Origin of the sequence: Cohnella soli (assembly GCF_042655525.1) — a bacterium.
GTDB lineage: Bacteria > Bacillota > Bacilli > Paenibacillales > Paenibacillaceae > Cohnella > Cohnella soli.
This window is the reverse complement of the sequence record NZ_JBHSMI010000028.1, coordinates 903111-916159: the sequence shown is the minus strand read 5'-3', so window position 1 is coordinate 916159 and position 13049 is coordinate 903111. Positions and strand designations below refer to the sequence as shown.

Here is a 13049-nt window from a genome sequence, read left to right as displayed (position 1 = left end):
AACGGCAGCTTAACTTCAGTTCCACTCCTTCAAATCACGCCCCGCTCGTCGCCGCCACTTCGTTGCTGACCGCGTCGAACCGCGGCCGCAAGTATTTGGCGGGGGAACCCGCATGCACTTCTCCGGCGGGAACGCTCCGGAGCACCGTGCTTCGCGCCGCCACGACGGCCATCCGCCCAACGGTTACGCCAGGATACACGAACACATCGCTCGCAATCCATGCGCCGTCTTCGACGCAAATCGGCTTGACGATCAAGGAAAACTTCGGATCGACCATATCGTGACTTCCGGTGCACAAATAACTATTCTGTGAAACGACGCATTGCCTTCCGATCGTAATGGCATCCAGACTATACAACTCGGCCTGGTCGCCGATCCACGAATGATCGCCGATCTTCACTTTCCACGGGTATGTAATTCTCGCCGACGGCCTGATTTTGACCCCTTGGCCGATATCGGCCCCGAACATCCGCAGCAACATCCTGCGCCAGCGATACATCGGTTGAGGAGAACAGCGAAAGAGCGTCGCCTGCACGAACCACCACAGCATGACGTATATTCCGCTTCTTCCTCTGGAATACCCCCGCTGCTCGTAGAGATCCAGCCGAATCTCGTCGATCATTCCGCGTTCACCCCAATCTCGCTTAGCCTTTGCTTGAATTTATGCATGACGGCATGATAACCGACGTTCGTGAGCGCATACTCTCTCGCTTGCGATCCGCACACCGCTCTCTTGTCCGCCTCTTCCGAAAGCGACTTGATCGCAATAGCAAGCCGGTCCGCATCTTCCGGAGGAACGATAACGCCTGCGCCGGACCGAACGATGACGGTATGCACCGCCGTTGAAGGCTCCGCCATCGCGATAACCGCCTTGCCGCTCGCCATCATACCGGTCAGCTTGGACGGCATGACGAGATCGGACGCATTTTTTTTCTGCATAAGCAAGTGCACATCCGCCATGTTCAGCAACTCGTTCAGCCGCTCGGCTGGCTGCAGCTCCATAAATTTCACATTACTTAGCTTGCGCGAGCTCGCTTGCTCGACGAGTTTTTTCTTCGCAACGCCGTCGCCGCAAAGAATAAACACGATTTTGCTGATGAAGCGAAGTTTCTCGGCGGTATCCAACACCGTCTCGAGCCCTTGCTTTTCTCCCATGTTTCCCGAGTAGAGCACGATTAAATCTTCGTCCCGGTAACCGGATTTCCGGCGATACGCGCTTCTCTCTTCCGGGGGCAATGGGCGAATCACTTCCGTGTCGACCCAGTTGGGAAATAACACTGTTTTATGCTCGGGTACTCCTTTTTTGCGAAGACGATGCGTCATCGGCTCGCTGATCGAGGACACTCTGTCGAATCGTCTCATCAGCCAGCTCTCGGCCTTGGTAACGATAGATCTGAGTTTGCCGCCGCCAGGCAGCAACCCAAGTTCGAACGCCGCGTCCACTTCGAAATCCTGGACATGCAGCCATGTGCGTACGCGGAGTATTTTGGCAAGCAATACGACCATCGGCGACAAAACAATCGGCGGTTCCACGACCAAACACATGTCGGGTCTCCACAACATGTGCCTGAGGAGCATCGGAATGCTCGACAAGGCGAAAGAGCATAAATGAAGCAACCGCTTTGCTCCCGAACCGTTCTTCGGCACCCACACCGGACAGCGAATCACTTTGGCGCCATGCCAAAGTTCGGACGCATATCGGTACGGCGAATATCCTTCCTGCACTCGCCATTGCGGGTAGTAGGGCGGCGCCGTCACGACGCGGACATCGAAGCCGTTGTCCGTCAGCCATTTCACCATCTCGCCATTGTATTTGCCGATCCCTGTCAGTTCAGGAGCAAAATTGATGCTGTACAGCAATATTTTTTCTTTTCGCGGCTTGCGAGCCATTCCGTGTCATCTCCCGATTCTCCGCTATACGGCTGTTTCCGTTTCTCCCCACTTCAATGCAAACTCGACGACATCTTCTTCGTCAAACGTTTCTCCTGTCCGGATTTCCACCAATTCCATTTCGGTATTGGCTTTGAGCCCGTGCCTCGCTCTTGGCGGAATCTGGATGACCGAGCCGGATGCAAGTGCGATAATCTTGCCGTCTACATACGCCTCACCGGCACCGCTTAGCACGTTCCAGATCTCGGTTCTACGAAAATGCGCTTCGACGGGAGTCTGCTTGCCCGCCATGACGGAAATACGCGAAGTCAGCACCTCGCCCCCCTCGGTTAAACGATGATGATCGAGCACCCTGGAGCATCCCCATTCGTGCTCTTGATACATCGGGCGCTGGTCGAACAAAATGAATTCTTTTAACCTAGGGCTCGCCGCCTTGTCGGATACGAGAATGCCGTCCGGGCTGGCAGCAACGATAATGTTGGAAAGGCCGAGCACCGTGACCGGCACTTGCATCTCGTTAATGATGTGAGTGTTATGCGAATCTTCGCTAAGCACGCTTTTACCGATCTGGGAGACTGCCATCTCTTCCGTAAGCGTGTTCCATGTGCCAAGATCTTTCCAATAACCTTTGTAAGGCATAACGACGATATTGTCGCTTCGTTCTACGATTTCGTAATCGAAGCTTGTCTTTTTCAGCTCTGTGTACTTTTTCGCCAGCAGTTCGTACTGAAGCGGCACTTCGTACTCGTATAACCGCTCGATGACGCTTTCCAGACGGAAAGCGAATACGCCGCAATTCCACAACGCACCGTGCTCCCCGATCAGCCGTTCGGCTTCCTCCTCGCTCGGCTTCTCGCGGAAGCTGCACACCTTCGCATATGGATCCTCTAGCGAGGCCGAAGGCTCCGGAACGATATAGCCGTATTTGGAGGATGGGTACGTCGGTTGCACGCCAATCAACGCCAAAGAGGCTTCGGAACGATCCAGCACTGCATTTAACTGTCGCAGATTCTCGAAGAAACCGTCTTCGACATAGGCGTCGACGGGCAGCACAATGACCGTTTCTCCCGGATCAACGCCAAGGTTCGAATATAGATAAGCCGAAGCAAGAGCAATGGCGGGAAACGTATCCCTTCGCTCCGGCTCAACAATGATTCGGGCATCCGTCCCGACTTGCTGCTTAATCATGTCGACTTGATTGCCGCTCGTCGCAAACAGTGTGCTTTCGGCCAAGCCAACGTTGCTCAATTGCCGCCATACCCGCTGGAGCATCGATTCCATCTGCCCGTCGGAATTTCGGAGAATTTTCAGAAATTGCTTGGATCTCGCTTCATTGGATAACGGCCACAGCCGCTTGCCGGAGCCACCCGACAGCAAAATGATTTTCATGCCGGTCATCTCCATTCTATAGCGCTCTAGCCGCTTCTCCGGGGCTTCCGGCGGACGGAGCGCGTTTCCTTCTTAACGTCTCGTTCCGAAAAATTTCGACATGCCTTTCCGCCATACGCGCGATCGTATAAGCTTCCGCCTTCCGTCTGCTCGCCGCTCCGAAACGGCTTCTCAGATCGTCGTTGGCCAGCAGCGCCGCGCATCTTCGGCCCAATGCGCCGTAGTCGTCCACTTCTACCGCGTAACCGTTGACGCCTTCCTCGACAAGCGTATGCGAAGCCCCCGCCCCTTTCGTTGTCACAACCGGCAAGCCGAATGTCATCGCCTCGTTGATCACGAGACCCCATACGTCGTAACGGGTCGGCAATACGAACAGATCCGCCGCTTTGTAGTAGGAAAGCAAGCTTTCCCGGTTCATGAAATCTTTAAGCACCAGATGCTCCATCTTTTTCTCGCGTGCGATTTCGGTATACCGTTCCTTCAACGGGCCGCCGCCGATCGCAACAACTGTCGTATCCTCAAGCCGGAGGTCGGCAAGGCTGCCGATCATGCCGTCCAATCCTTTGCGGGGAATGAACTGCCCGACCGATAAAATGACTTTGCCTTGCAAACCTTCCGCGCGTTTGAATGCGTCTTTGTCTGCGTCAGACATCGGCGCGAGCTCGTCTTCGTTGTAAGTGCATGAAGCGAATGGGTACTCGTAGACGTTCTCCTTCCTCGCTCCATAGTGAAGCAAGTAGTCCGTGCAGGTTTTGCCCGACGAGAGCCATCCGCTGGCGGTCGCAATAAAACGGGTTTTGAGCTTTCGCTTCCAACCGCTTTCTCCTTCGGCGATGAAACCGCCGTCGGAATTGAGCACGAACGGAATCTTGTTTGCGTTTAGCCAAGCGATCGCCGCCATTTCCGTCGGAGAGCTGTAGCAACCCATGACATACAGGTCGAATCTTTTTTCCTTCAATTTGCGAATAATGTTCCAATTCACGTGTTTATCGAGGCCTAACGTGAACCCTTTCAGAAATTCATATTTGAAATTCATCCCGTCTTCGCCGACGTCCCACTGACGGTTCGATTCGGACTTTGCCTCGAACCAGACAGTCAAATTGCAATGCTTACCGAGCTCGTTAAAAAACTCCACCCGGTAGGGAGACGGAATATTCGTGACGAAGAGGACGTCGATCATGGATTCCCGCTCCAGCCCGCAGCCACGAGGGGATTGGAAAGCTCCAACTTTCCTTCCGCGATCGAATCGTTCATTTTCGTCCGGTTGAGCCGCAAGTCCGAATCGACCATCATCTGAATGAGCTGCACGAACCCGACTTTCCGCTCCCATCCCAGCCGTTCGCAAGCTTTAGCACACTCTCCGAGCAACAGATCGACTTCAGCAGGCCGATGGAACCGTTCGTCGTTCACGACGTAATCGCGGTAATCCAGGCCGACGTACGAGAAGGCGACTTCCAGCAGTTCTCTGACGGAATGGGTTTCTCCGGTAGAGACAACGTAATCGTCCGGCGTCTCTTGCTGGAGCATCAGCCACATGGCCTGTACGTAATCTCCGGCGAAGCCCCAGTCTCTGCGCGCTTCGAGATTGCCCATTCGCAGCTCCGTCTGCAAGCCGAGCTTAATGCGCGCGACCGCATTCGTCACTTTGCGGGTTACGAATTCGATCCCACGGCGCGGAGATTCGTGATTAAACAAAATGCCCGAGCAGGCGTACATGTTGAAGCTTTCCCGATAGTTAACGGTCATCCAATGCGCGTATACTTTCGATACGCCGTAAGGGCTCCGCGGGTAAAAGGGAGTGGACTCCTTTTGCGGAGTTTCAACCACTTTGCCGAACATCTCACTGCTGGAAGCTTGATAGAAACGGGCCGAAGGTTTGATCAGCCGAACGGCCTCCAGCATGTTTGTCGTGCCGACAGCCGTGAATTCACTCGTCAGCAGCGGTTGGGACCATGAAGTTTCCACATAGGACTGGGCGGCCAGATTATACACTTCATCCGGATTCGCCAGCTGTACTGCGCGAATTAATGAGCTTAAGTCGGACAAATCTCCGTCGATAATCTGGATACGGTCCAAAATATGTTCGATATTTGTATAATTGGGCGTGCTCGTGCGTCTCCGCAAACCGAAGACGCGATAACCTTTCTCGAGCAGAAATTCCGCCAAATAAGAGCCGTCTTGACCGGTTATGCCGGTGATTAGCGCACTTTTCATAGTGCCTCCTCATATTCGCTGGCCGGAGCCGTAATTTGTCCCTCTGCCGCGTCTGTCACGTACCAAGCGTAGGTGCTTTCCAAACCGTCCTTCAGCGAAATGCCAGGTTGCCACCCGAGCTCGTTCAGCTTCCCGGTGTCAAGCAGCTTTCTCGGCGTGCCGTCCGGCATCTCCGGGTTAAAAACCAATTCACCCGAATAACCGACGACCTCTTTCACGAGATAAGCCAGATCGCGGATCGTCATGTCTTTTCCCGTTCCAACGTTAACGATATCGTTGCCGTTGTACCGATTCATCAGGAACACGCAGGCGTCCGCCAAATCGTCGACGTGAAGGAACTCCCGGTAAGGCTTTCCCGTCCCCCATATTTCCACCGCTTTGGCATCGGATAGCTTGGCATCGTGCATTTTCCTTATTAATGCCGGCAGCACGTGTGACGTTCGCGTATCGAAATTGTCGAACGGCCCGTACAGATTGGTGGGCATCAGAGAAATAAAATTCGTTCCATACTGAAGGTTGTAGGACTGGCACATTTGAATGCCGGCGATTTTGGCGATCGCGTAAGCTTCGTTTGTCGGTTCGAGGGGACCGCTCATCAGATACTCTTCCTTCAGCGGCTGCGACGCGAATTTCGGGTAAATACAACTGCTACCCAGAAACAGAAGCTTGCGAACGCCGTACGTATACGCCGCATCGATGACGTTCGTCTGGATGAGCAGATTGTCACGGATGAAATCCCCCGGATAGTCCCGATTCGCTGCTATTCCTCCGACTTTGGCCGCCGCCAGGAAAACGTACTCGATTTTTTCCCGTTCGAAAAACCGCTTCACCGCACCAGCGTCCCGCAAGTCGAGCTCGCCGCTCGTCCGGTACACGAGATTCGAATATCCGTCTTGTGCTAAATTTCTGACGATCGCCGAGCCGACCATGCCTTTATGACCGGCGACATAGATTCTCGCGTTTGTTTCCACCTGAATACCTCGTTTCAATAAGCATCTTTAGTTCCGACGAGCACACCGACCGTACGAAAAATCAATTTGATATCGAGCCATACCGAACGTTGACGAATATAGGTCAAATCAAGCTCGACCATTCCCTTGAAATCGATCGTGCTGCGCCCGCTTACTTGCCAGAGCCCCGTGCAGCCAGGTACGACTTTAAGCCGTTGCAGATCATAGGCGGAGTATTCGGCGACTTCTCTCGGCAGGGAAGGCCTTGGCCCTACCATGCTCATCTCCCCGCGTAAAACGTTGACGAACTGCGGCAGCTCATCAAGGCTAGTTCGCCGAATGAACTTCCCTACTTTCGTAACTCGCGGGTCGTCTTTCATCTTGAACAGCGCCCCGCTCGTTTCGTTGAGATGCAGCAAATCCTGCAGCTTCTTGTCCGCATCGCTGACCATCGAACGGAACTTGTACATCCAGAACGTTTTGCCGTCCTTGCCTACCCGAATTTGCTTGAAAAGGATTTTCCCCTTAGGGTCCTCGATTTTAATGGCGACCGCGATCATGAGGAATATCGGAGTAACGAAGAGAATGCCGATGACTGCCAAAATAATGTCCATCGTCCGTTTGATCATGTCCTGGCGAACGGTTACCCTCGTCACTTCGATATCCAGATCAGCTTCCCTGACGCTCATTCCGTACACTCCTTGCGCGATTCTTTTATATTTTTTGAGTTTTCAACCCGTCGACGATTTGCTCCAACGCTTCGATCAGCGGATGTTTCAGGTCCTCGTTCCGAAGGGCAAAGTCCAACGTCGTCAAAATAAACCCGAGCTTCTCGCCGACGTCGTATCGCCTTCCTTCGAACTGATAGGCATACACGCGGTCGGCCAAATTCAACTGTTGAATGGCGTCGGTCAGTTGGATTTCTCCTCCGGTTCCCGGCGGCAACTGCTCCAGCAAAGCGAAAATATCCGGCGTCAAAATATATCTCCCCAGCACAGCCAGGTTGGACGATACTGTGCCCCACGGCGGTTTCTCCACGATTCTCGAGATGCCGGCTAACCTTCCGTGCCTCTCGTCGGTTTCCACAATGCCGTAGCGGTGAGTTTCAACCATCGGAACGGGCTGAACACCGATTATCGATTTCTGCGTAAACTCGTACTGGAGCATCAGTTGCTTCAAGCACGGCGTTTCCGCCTGTACGATATCGTCGCCAAGCAGGACCGCGAAAGGTTCGTTGCCGATGAACTTTCTGGCGCACCAGATTGCATGCCCTAAGCCAAGCGGTTCCCGTTGCCGTATGTAATGAATGTCCACAAGACTCGAGGAGCGTTTGACCTCTTCCAGAAGCTTCAGCTTGTTTTTCTCGAAAAGCGTATGCTCCAGTTCGAAGTGGCTGTCGAAATGATCTTCGATCGCCCGCTTCCCCTTCCCCGTCACGATAAGAATTTCTTCGATGCCCGATTGAACGGCTTCTTCGACGATGTACTGGATCGTTGGTTTGTCGATGATCGGCAACATTTCCTTCGGCATCGCTTTCGTAGCCGGAAGAAAACGAGTGCCCAATCCGGCTGCAGGAATAATCGCCTTTTTTACTTTTCTTGGCCTCTCGCTCATCCTTGCACGCTCCTTTGTTCATCTGATACGCAAATCTTCCGTTGATACATTTTGTATCATTCGAGGCAAGGGCTGTCCCTTGGGGACTGTTGCGAAATAACGTGATGGATCGTAACAGTCACTTATCATCTCTTTCCGTTCAGACGTTGAAGCTTGATTTCCCTTCACGTAAGAGCATGCGTATATTACTTACAATAAGATACGAATTGTAGCATGTCAAGACGAAAATAGGTAAATTCTCGCATTTTTGCGACGTTTTGTTTCAAAACAAAAAGGCCCTGCGGGGAGTGCCGCAAGGCCCATACATGGTAGCGTTTACTTCGATTTCTCGTGTTCATAATGGCGGTAACAAAGCATAACGAACGTTACGCCGCCACGTCCCGTTTCCGGAACACCGTCCAAGACACGAGGTTAAACAAAATAAAATATCCGGCCAGAACGGCCAGAGAAAATCCGAGCGACATCGGGTGATTATTGAACGGTCCTGCCGGCTGATTAATATAAGCTGTAAGATCCAGGTGCATAAACAAAATATACTCCACCCATTTCTTATCAGACATTGAAAGCAGCCCAGTAACAATTGAACCCGCAAATAATATCGAAATGGCCAAACCGATCGCCAATCCGCTGCTACGGAATGCCGAAGAGAGCATGAAGCTAAACGTCACAATGATAATCAAACTAATAAAGCGATATAAATAATAATTCAGCATGTACTCCATATTGGACATACCTGAGATTGTAGCAAGAATATCCGTTTTGTCGGAACTGCCGAATATAGCCATATTAATCAATAATGTAACAATGTATGTTGCGATGAAAAAAATCAAACCGAAAAGCATTGTCGATAAATATTTGGATAACAGTATTGCAGATCGACTCCACGGTCGAATCAATAATAATTTGATTGTCCCCCAAGTAAATTCGCCTGCAACCGTCTCGGACGCGACTACGACGGTAAATATCGTTGACAGGCTCAAGGATATCAGCGATTCGACTGACATCATAGACCAACTAGACGAGGCATTGGAACCATTCGTCATCAATACACCTAATGAAATTAAGATTGGTGCTCCGACAACGATCCCGAGCATAATCCAAGTCCGGATCCGCTTGTATATTTTCATGTTCTCGTTCTGAACGAGCTTTAAGAAATTAGCCAACCGTCTCACTCCCCGTCATCTCGAGGAACTGATCTTCGAGCGATTTCGTTTTGGCGCGAATGCCGTACACATTAAAGCCGGCTTCGACGAGCTTGCGGTTGATACCGGCGATGCCGGCGCGATCTGCTACAAGCGTCAACAAGCCGTCTTCGATGCGCGCCTTGTCCTCGCCTACCAATAGGCCAAGCGCCGCGTCCGGGCGGTCAATCTCGAACTGGACTTCGTCGGCGACGGCGGATACCGCGTTCTCTCCGCGAATCGAGCGAACGTCGATAATTTTCCCCTTCTGGAGAATGGCGACTCTGTCGCACATCAGTTCCATCTCGGACAGCAAATGTGAGGACACAAGTACTGCCGTCCCTTCATCCTGAGCAAGACGGCGTAGATAATCTCTAAGCTCGCGAATACCCGCCGGATCGAGGCCGTTAGTCGGCTCGTCCAGCACGAGCAGCTTCGGACGATGCATAATCGCTTGCGCGACGCCGAGTCGTTGCCGCATGCCAAGCGAATACTTCTTGACCTTGTCGTGAATACGCCCTTGAAGCCCGACAAGCTCAATGGCTTCCTGAATTCGTTCTTTCGTAATGGAAGGATTCATCCGAGCGTAGTGCAGCAAATTATCGTAACCCGTCAGGAACTTATACATCTCCGGGTTTTCCACGATAGCGCCGACTTGAACGATCGCTTTCGCGAATTCCGTCCGCACGCTAAGATCGCCGATCCGGATATCTCCCGATGTCATTGCCATCAAACCAACAATCATTCGAATCGTTGTCGTTTTACCCGACCCGTTCGGTCCGAGAAACCCGAATACTTCGCCCGGGCGAATCTCGAAAGAAACGCGATCGATAATCGTACGCCCGCCGATGACTTTCGTCACGTCCTGCAAGCGTACGACTGTGGATTCTGCCATAAGTTAACCTCCGCCAATAGAATGAGATCAATACGATTATACCCATTCTTTTCCCCTGGCGCTTCGATTTTATACAAACTTTATCTGGATACGTTGCCGCAAGCGACGCAGCAGCCGAGCGGATACAGATTGCGGAAATACCCTGTCCGGAATACGACCCCCGCCTGTTCCAACGTTTTTAACTGTTCGCACTTCACGCAATAAAACAATACATTATGCTCCATATCGATTCTCCTTTATATGCAATCGTTTAATATCCGAGGTGCTCCAGCATTTCCTTCTGTATCGCCTGCCTCGCTTCCGGCGTTACGGTATAGTAATAGATACCGCCGATCATCTTGCCCTGTCCTTGCAGGTTGAGGGTCTTCACGTTCTTCACCGTCGGGCGATAGTTTAACGCTAGATCGACCATGTCCCCCGAAGTCAAATTGGTCCGGACGTATTGCGAGAGCTGGGACAGCAGCTTCGGCAGCTTCGTGACGGAGCCCACGCTGACGACTCTGTCGATCGCATCGGACAGCACTTGGCGCTGGCGCGATGTCCGTCCGAAGTCTCCATGAGGATCTTCCTTGCGCATACGGCTAAAAGCGAGAGCTCTCGTACCGTTCAAATGCTGCGGTCCGGGTTCAAAATATTCTCCGCCGAACTCGAAAGCTCTGTCACTGTTCACGTCCACTCCGCCGAGAATATCGATCATATTCACGAAACCTTCCATATTCGTCTTCATATAATAGGAGACAGGGACTCCGAATAACTGTTCGACAGCTTGGACGGACAAAGAAGTTCCCCCGAAGGCATAAGCGTGATTGATCTTATCGTACTTGCCCGAGTTGGGCATTACCGTTCTTGTGTCACGCGGAATAGAAAGCGCTAGTGCCGATCCCGTCTTCGGCTGCACGGTCAACAAGATCATCGAATCGCTTCTCCCGCGATCCCCTTCCCGTTCATCTACGCCTAGCAATAATAAGGTAAAAGGATCTTCGTCACCGAGGTTAGGGTTGCGAATCCGCTGCACCTCTTTCTCGCTTAGCGACGTTTTTGACGATGCATCCGGTGCGACGGATGAGACGGGAACGACTGCACCAGCCTTAGGCGGCTTGGACTGTTCGTTCGCATCGTTAGTGTCTTGTGTGGCTACTTCGCCCCCGCCTGTCTCCGATAAGTCCGGCTCCTTCTCGAAAGTCGGTTCAACCCATTGCGACGAAGGCAGCGGTTCATACATCGCCTTCATCGTCTTATCCATCGAGTACCAGACATAACAGCCCGTCAGCAGCCCGATTGCAACAAGTGACGATACTGTATAAAGTGCGATTTTGATCACGCGTTTCTTAGTCATAACCTATCCACCCTTCGTCTAGGAAGTGACGTCAAACTTCTTGAACTTGCCGCTCTCGTACTTCCGGGTCAATTGCTTGTAGATCGTATGGATATGCGGGCTGCGGACGAGCACGTTCCGAACGTAGTCGTTTAGTCGGTAATGCAGCGTTTGCCGCTCAAGCTCGGTCAGCGTCCAACGAACCCCATATTGAAACAAGCCATCTGCCTCCCCCGAGTGCACGATAACACCTCTAAGTGTCGCGGGATAATGGCCTAATATTAGTTTTAAAGTCCATTCAACATCGTCCCTGACGGGCATTCGCAAAAATGTCGAGAAGCAACATCCGCCAAAGCTTACGTTTCGAATGATAACCCGTTGTTTGCGGCTCCCCATTTCGCGGCCTCCGACGCTGTTTAACGACAACTCGGCGAATAGAGGTACGTTCATCTCGAAACGAACGTGCTCTCTTCTATTCGTCCCTTTTTCCGCTTCCCGTTCCATCCCATCACCGCAATCATTTTAGTTACAATACGTATCGTCGTTTCACGATTTACTTTACGATACAATTTGTAACATGTCAAGATGCGATTACAATGCGGTTTTTACCTAGTGTTTATTCATTTTTTATTTTGGCTATGCTAAAAATGCTACATTTTTGTGCGACATTTTGTCGCATTTAATGCATTTGTTGTGTATCCATATTATGATAAAAGCAAAGGAATAATTGGAGGGATATGATGAACATCGGCAGCCGTCTCGCATTTCTAAGGGACCAACGCGGCTTGACCCAAGAGGAATTAGCATCATCCCTCGGTATCTCGCGTGCCGCATTGTCGCATTACGAGAAAAACCGCAGGGAGCCGGACACAGAGACGCTCGGCAAAGTCGCCGATCTGTTCCATGTCTCCATCGATTATCTCGTAGGACGTACGCCGCACGCGAACCTCACCATGGATGCAGAAGTTCGGCAATTCGCCGACGAGCTTCAGCTCGAGCTATCGGACGAGCAATTGCTCGATCACTTTGCACTTACGGTCGACGGCCGCAAGCTGTCGCCGGAGGAATCGCGCAGGTTTATCGCTTTCGTAAGGGCCGAGCGGAACATGAATTCCTGATCATACAAAAAACGGCTCCCCGCATGATGGCGGTGAGCCGTTTTTTTGTGATAGAGGCTAAACTGCAAAATAACCTGTGAAGAACGGATGATCTTCCATCCATTCCTTACAGGTTATTTGATGTTGCCGCTTACACGTATGTAGTTGTTCTAAGTTTTCTCGTATCCGATCAGTGATTCGAGAATTCCTTCCACTTGTCTTCCCGAATGCCTAGCTGTTCCAGAATCTTGCGGATGTCCACTTCCAACGGCTGCTTCATCACTTCGGTGCCCATCGGTGTTTCCTTTTCCATCTCCGCTCCCAAACCCTCTCTTGATTCTGGATAAATTCACTAGGAACAGTATAAAAGATAGGACTTGCGGAGGGTGTCGAGTAATGGGACCATTTTACAATTGTTTTTTCGGAAGTTTTGTCGAAGTAGTCCCGCTTTAACGCGGACAAGCGCAAAAACCGGAGAAACGCACTTGCGCGCCTCTCCGGTTT

The 13049-nt window shown here is 51.7% G+C and carries 15 protein-coding genes; 1 reads left to right on the top strand and 14 read right to left on the bottom strand.

What is annotated here, in order from left to right; genetic code table 11:
* Nucleotides 1-34: 34 nt before the first annotated feature.
* The 13 genes from ACFPOF_RS19855 to ACFPOF_RS19795 form a co-directional block, all read right to left on the bottom strand.
* Nucleotides 35-622, bottom strand: a complete 588-nt coding sequence (locus ACFPOF_RS19855; RefSeq protein ID WP_378135800.1) for a putative colanic acid biosynthesis acetyltransferase — start codon at nucleotides 620-622, stop codon at nucleotides 35-37.
* Entirely contained in the window at nucleotides 619-1890 is a 1272-nt protein-coding gene (locus ACFPOF_RS19850) for a glycosyltransferase WbuB (protein WP_378135798.1), read from the bottom strand. Before ACFPOF_RS19850 ends, ACFPOF_RS19855 begins: the two co-directional genes overlap by 4 nt.
* 24 nt (nucleotides 1891-1914) lie before the next feature.
* Nucleotides 1915-3279 (bottom strand): sugar phosphate nucleotidyltransferase, encoded by a 1365-nt coding sequence (locus tag ACFPOF_RS19845; protein ID WP_378135797.1) that lies wholly within the window; start codon nucleotides 3277-3279, stop codon nucleotides 1915-1917.
* A 16-nt stretch (nucleotides 3280-3295) separates the two neighbouring features.
* Nucleotides 3296-4459 (bottom strand): glycosyltransferase family 4 protein, encoded by a 1164-nt coding sequence (locus tag ACFPOF_RS19840; RefSeq protein ID WP_378135795.1) that lies wholly within the window; start codon nucleotides 4457-4459, stop codon nucleotides 3296-3298.
* The gene (gmd, locus tag ACFPOF_RS19835) at nucleotides 4456-5493 is read right to left on the bottom strand and encodes a GDP-mannose 4,6-dehydratase (RefSeq protein ID WP_378135793.1); all 1038 of its coding nucleotides are present in this window, start codon (nucleotides 5491-5493) and stop codon (nucleotides 4456-4458) included. The genes ACFPOF_RS19840 and gmd overlap by 4 nt, the downstream gene beginning before the upstream one ends.
* On the bottom strand, nucleotides 5490-6464 hold the full coding sequence (locus tag ACFPOF_RS19830; protein WP_378135791.1) for a GDP-L-fucose synthase family protein: 975 nt from the start codon (nucleotides 6462-6464) through the stop codon (nucleotides 5490-5492). The genes gmd and ACFPOF_RS19830 overlap by 4 nt, the downstream gene beginning before the upstream one ends.
* 14 nt (nucleotides 6465-6478) lie before the next feature.
* Entirely contained in the window at nucleotides 6479-7072 is a 594-nt protein-coding gene (locus ACFPOF_RS19825; RefSeq protein ID WP_378136064.1) for a sugar transferase, read from the bottom strand.
* Nucleotides 7073-7157: 85 nt separating this feature from the next.
* Nucleotides 7158-8057, bottom strand: coding sequence for a UTP--glucose-1-phosphate uridylyltransferase GalU (gene galU / locus ACFPOF_RS19820; RefSeq protein ID WP_378135789.1), 900 nt, complete (start codon nucleotides 8055-8057; stop codon nucleotides 7158-7160).
* 365 nt (nucleotides 8058-8422) lie between these two features.
* Nucleotides 8423-9229: an ABC transporter permease gene (locus tag ACFPOF_RS19815; RefSeq protein WP_378135787.1), complete on the bottom strand. Its 807-nt coding sequence runs from the start codon at nucleotides 9227-9229 to the stop codon at nucleotides 8423-8425.
* The gene (locus tag ACFPOF_RS19810; RefSeq protein WP_378135785.1) at nucleotides 9213-10133 is read right to left on the bottom strand and encodes an ABC transporter ATP-binding protein; all 921 of its coding nucleotides are present in this window, start codon (nucleotides 10131-10133) and stop codon (nucleotides 9213-9215) included. Before ACFPOF_RS19810 ends, ACFPOF_RS19815 begins: the two co-directional genes overlap by 17 nt.
* 80 nt (nucleotides 10134-10213) lie before the next feature.
* Nucleotides 10214-10357: a hypothetical protein gene (locus ACFPOF_RS19805; RefSeq protein ID WP_378135783.1), complete on the bottom strand. Its 144-nt coding sequence runs from the start codon at nucleotides 10355-10357 to the stop codon at nucleotides 10214-10216.
* Between the two features lie 26 nt (nucleotides 10358-10383).
* Nucleotides 10384-11469, bottom strand: a complete 1086-nt coding sequence (locus tag ACFPOF_RS19800) for an LCP family glycopolymer transferase (protein ID WP_378135781.1) — start codon at nucleotides 11467-11469, stop codon at nucleotides 10384-10386.
* Between the two features lie 18 nt (nucleotides 11470-11487).
* Nucleotides 11488-11952 (bottom strand): PilZ domain-containing protein, encoded by a 465-nt coding sequence (locus ACFPOF_RS19795; RefSeq protein WP_378135779.1) that lies wholly within the window; start codon nucleotides 11950-11952, stop codon nucleotides 11488-11490.
* Nucleotides 11953-12188: 236 nt separating this feature from the next.
* Between ACFPOF_RS19795 and ACFPOF_RS19790 the strand changes: the two genes are divergently transcribed.
* A complete protein-coding gene (locus ACFPOF_RS19790) occupies nucleotides 12189-12566 on the top strand; it encodes a helix-turn-helix domain-containing protein (protein ID WP_378135777.1) in 378 nt (125 codons plus the stop codon).
* A gap of 169 nt (nucleotides 12567-12735) precedes the next feature.
* On the opposite strand, the gene ACFPOF_RS19785 is transcribed toward ACFPOF_RS19790, so the two are convergent.
* Nucleotides 12736-12858, bottom strand: a complete 123-nt coding sequence (locus tag ACFPOF_RS19785; RefSeq protein WP_378135775.1) for a hypothetical protein — start codon at nucleotides 12856-12858, stop codon at nucleotides 12736-12738.
* Nucleotides 12859-13049 lie beyond the last annotated feature (191 nt).

What these genes read in the sequence shown, in the direction of transcription:
- ACFPOF_RS19855 (WP_378135800.1), bottom strand. Translation starts at nt 622, where the DNA reads ATGATCGACGAGATTCGGCTGGATCTCTACGAGCAGCGGGGGTATTCC.
- ACFPOF_RS19805 (WP_378135783.1), bottom strand. Translation starts at nt 10,357, where the DNA reads ATGGAGCATAATGTATTGTTTTATTGCGTGAAGTGCGAACAGTTAAAA.
- ACFPOF_RS19810 (WP_378135785.1), bottom strand. Translation starts at nt 10,133, where the DNA reads ATGGCAGAATCCACAGTCGTACGCTTGCAGGACGTGACGAAAGTCATC.
- ACFPOF_RS19850 (WP_378135798.1), bottom strand. Translation starts at nt 1,890, where the DNA reads ATGGCTCGCAAGCCGCGAAAAGAAAAAATATTGCTGTACAGCATCAAT.
- ACFPOF_RS19825 (WP_378136064.1), bottom strand. Translation starts at nt 7,072, where the DNA reads ATGATCAAACGGACGATGGACATTATTTTGGCAGTCATCGGCATTCTC.
- galU (WP_378135789.1), bottom strand. Translation starts at nt 8,057, where the DNA reads ATGAGCGAGAGGCCAAGAAAAGTAAAAAAGGCGATTATTCCTGCAGCC.
- ACFPOF_RS19795 (WP_378135779.1), bottom strand. Translation starts at nt 11,952, where the DNA reads ATGGAACGGGAAGCGGAAAAAGGGACGAATAGAAGAGAGCACGTTCGT.
- gmd (WP_378135793.1), bottom strand. Translation starts at nt 5,493, where the DNA reads ATGAAAAGTGCGCTAATCACCGGCATAACCGGTCAAGACGGCTCTTAT.
- ACFPOF_RS19790 (WP_378135777.1), top strand. Translation starts at nt 12,189, where the DNA reads ATGAACATCGGCAGCCGTCTCGCATTTCTAAGGGACCAACGCGGCTTG.
- ACFPOF_RS19785 (WP_378135775.1), bottom strand. Translation starts at nt 12,858, where the DNA reads ATGGAAAAGGAAACACCGATGGGCACCGAAGTGATGAAGCAGCCGTTG.
- ACFPOF_RS19800 (WP_378135781.1), bottom strand. Translation starts at nt 11,469, where the DNA reads ATGACTAAGAAACGCGTGATCAAAATCGCACTTTATACAGTATCGTCA.
- ACFPOF_RS19840 (WP_378135795.1), bottom strand. Translation starts at nt 4,459, where the DNA reads ATGATCGACGTCCTCTTCGTCACGAATATTCCGTCTCCCTACCGGGTG.
- ACFPOF_RS19845 (WP_378135797.1), bottom strand. Translation starts at nt 3,279, where the DNA reads ATGAAAATCATTTTGCTGTCGGGTGGCTCCGGCAAGCGGCTGTGGCCG.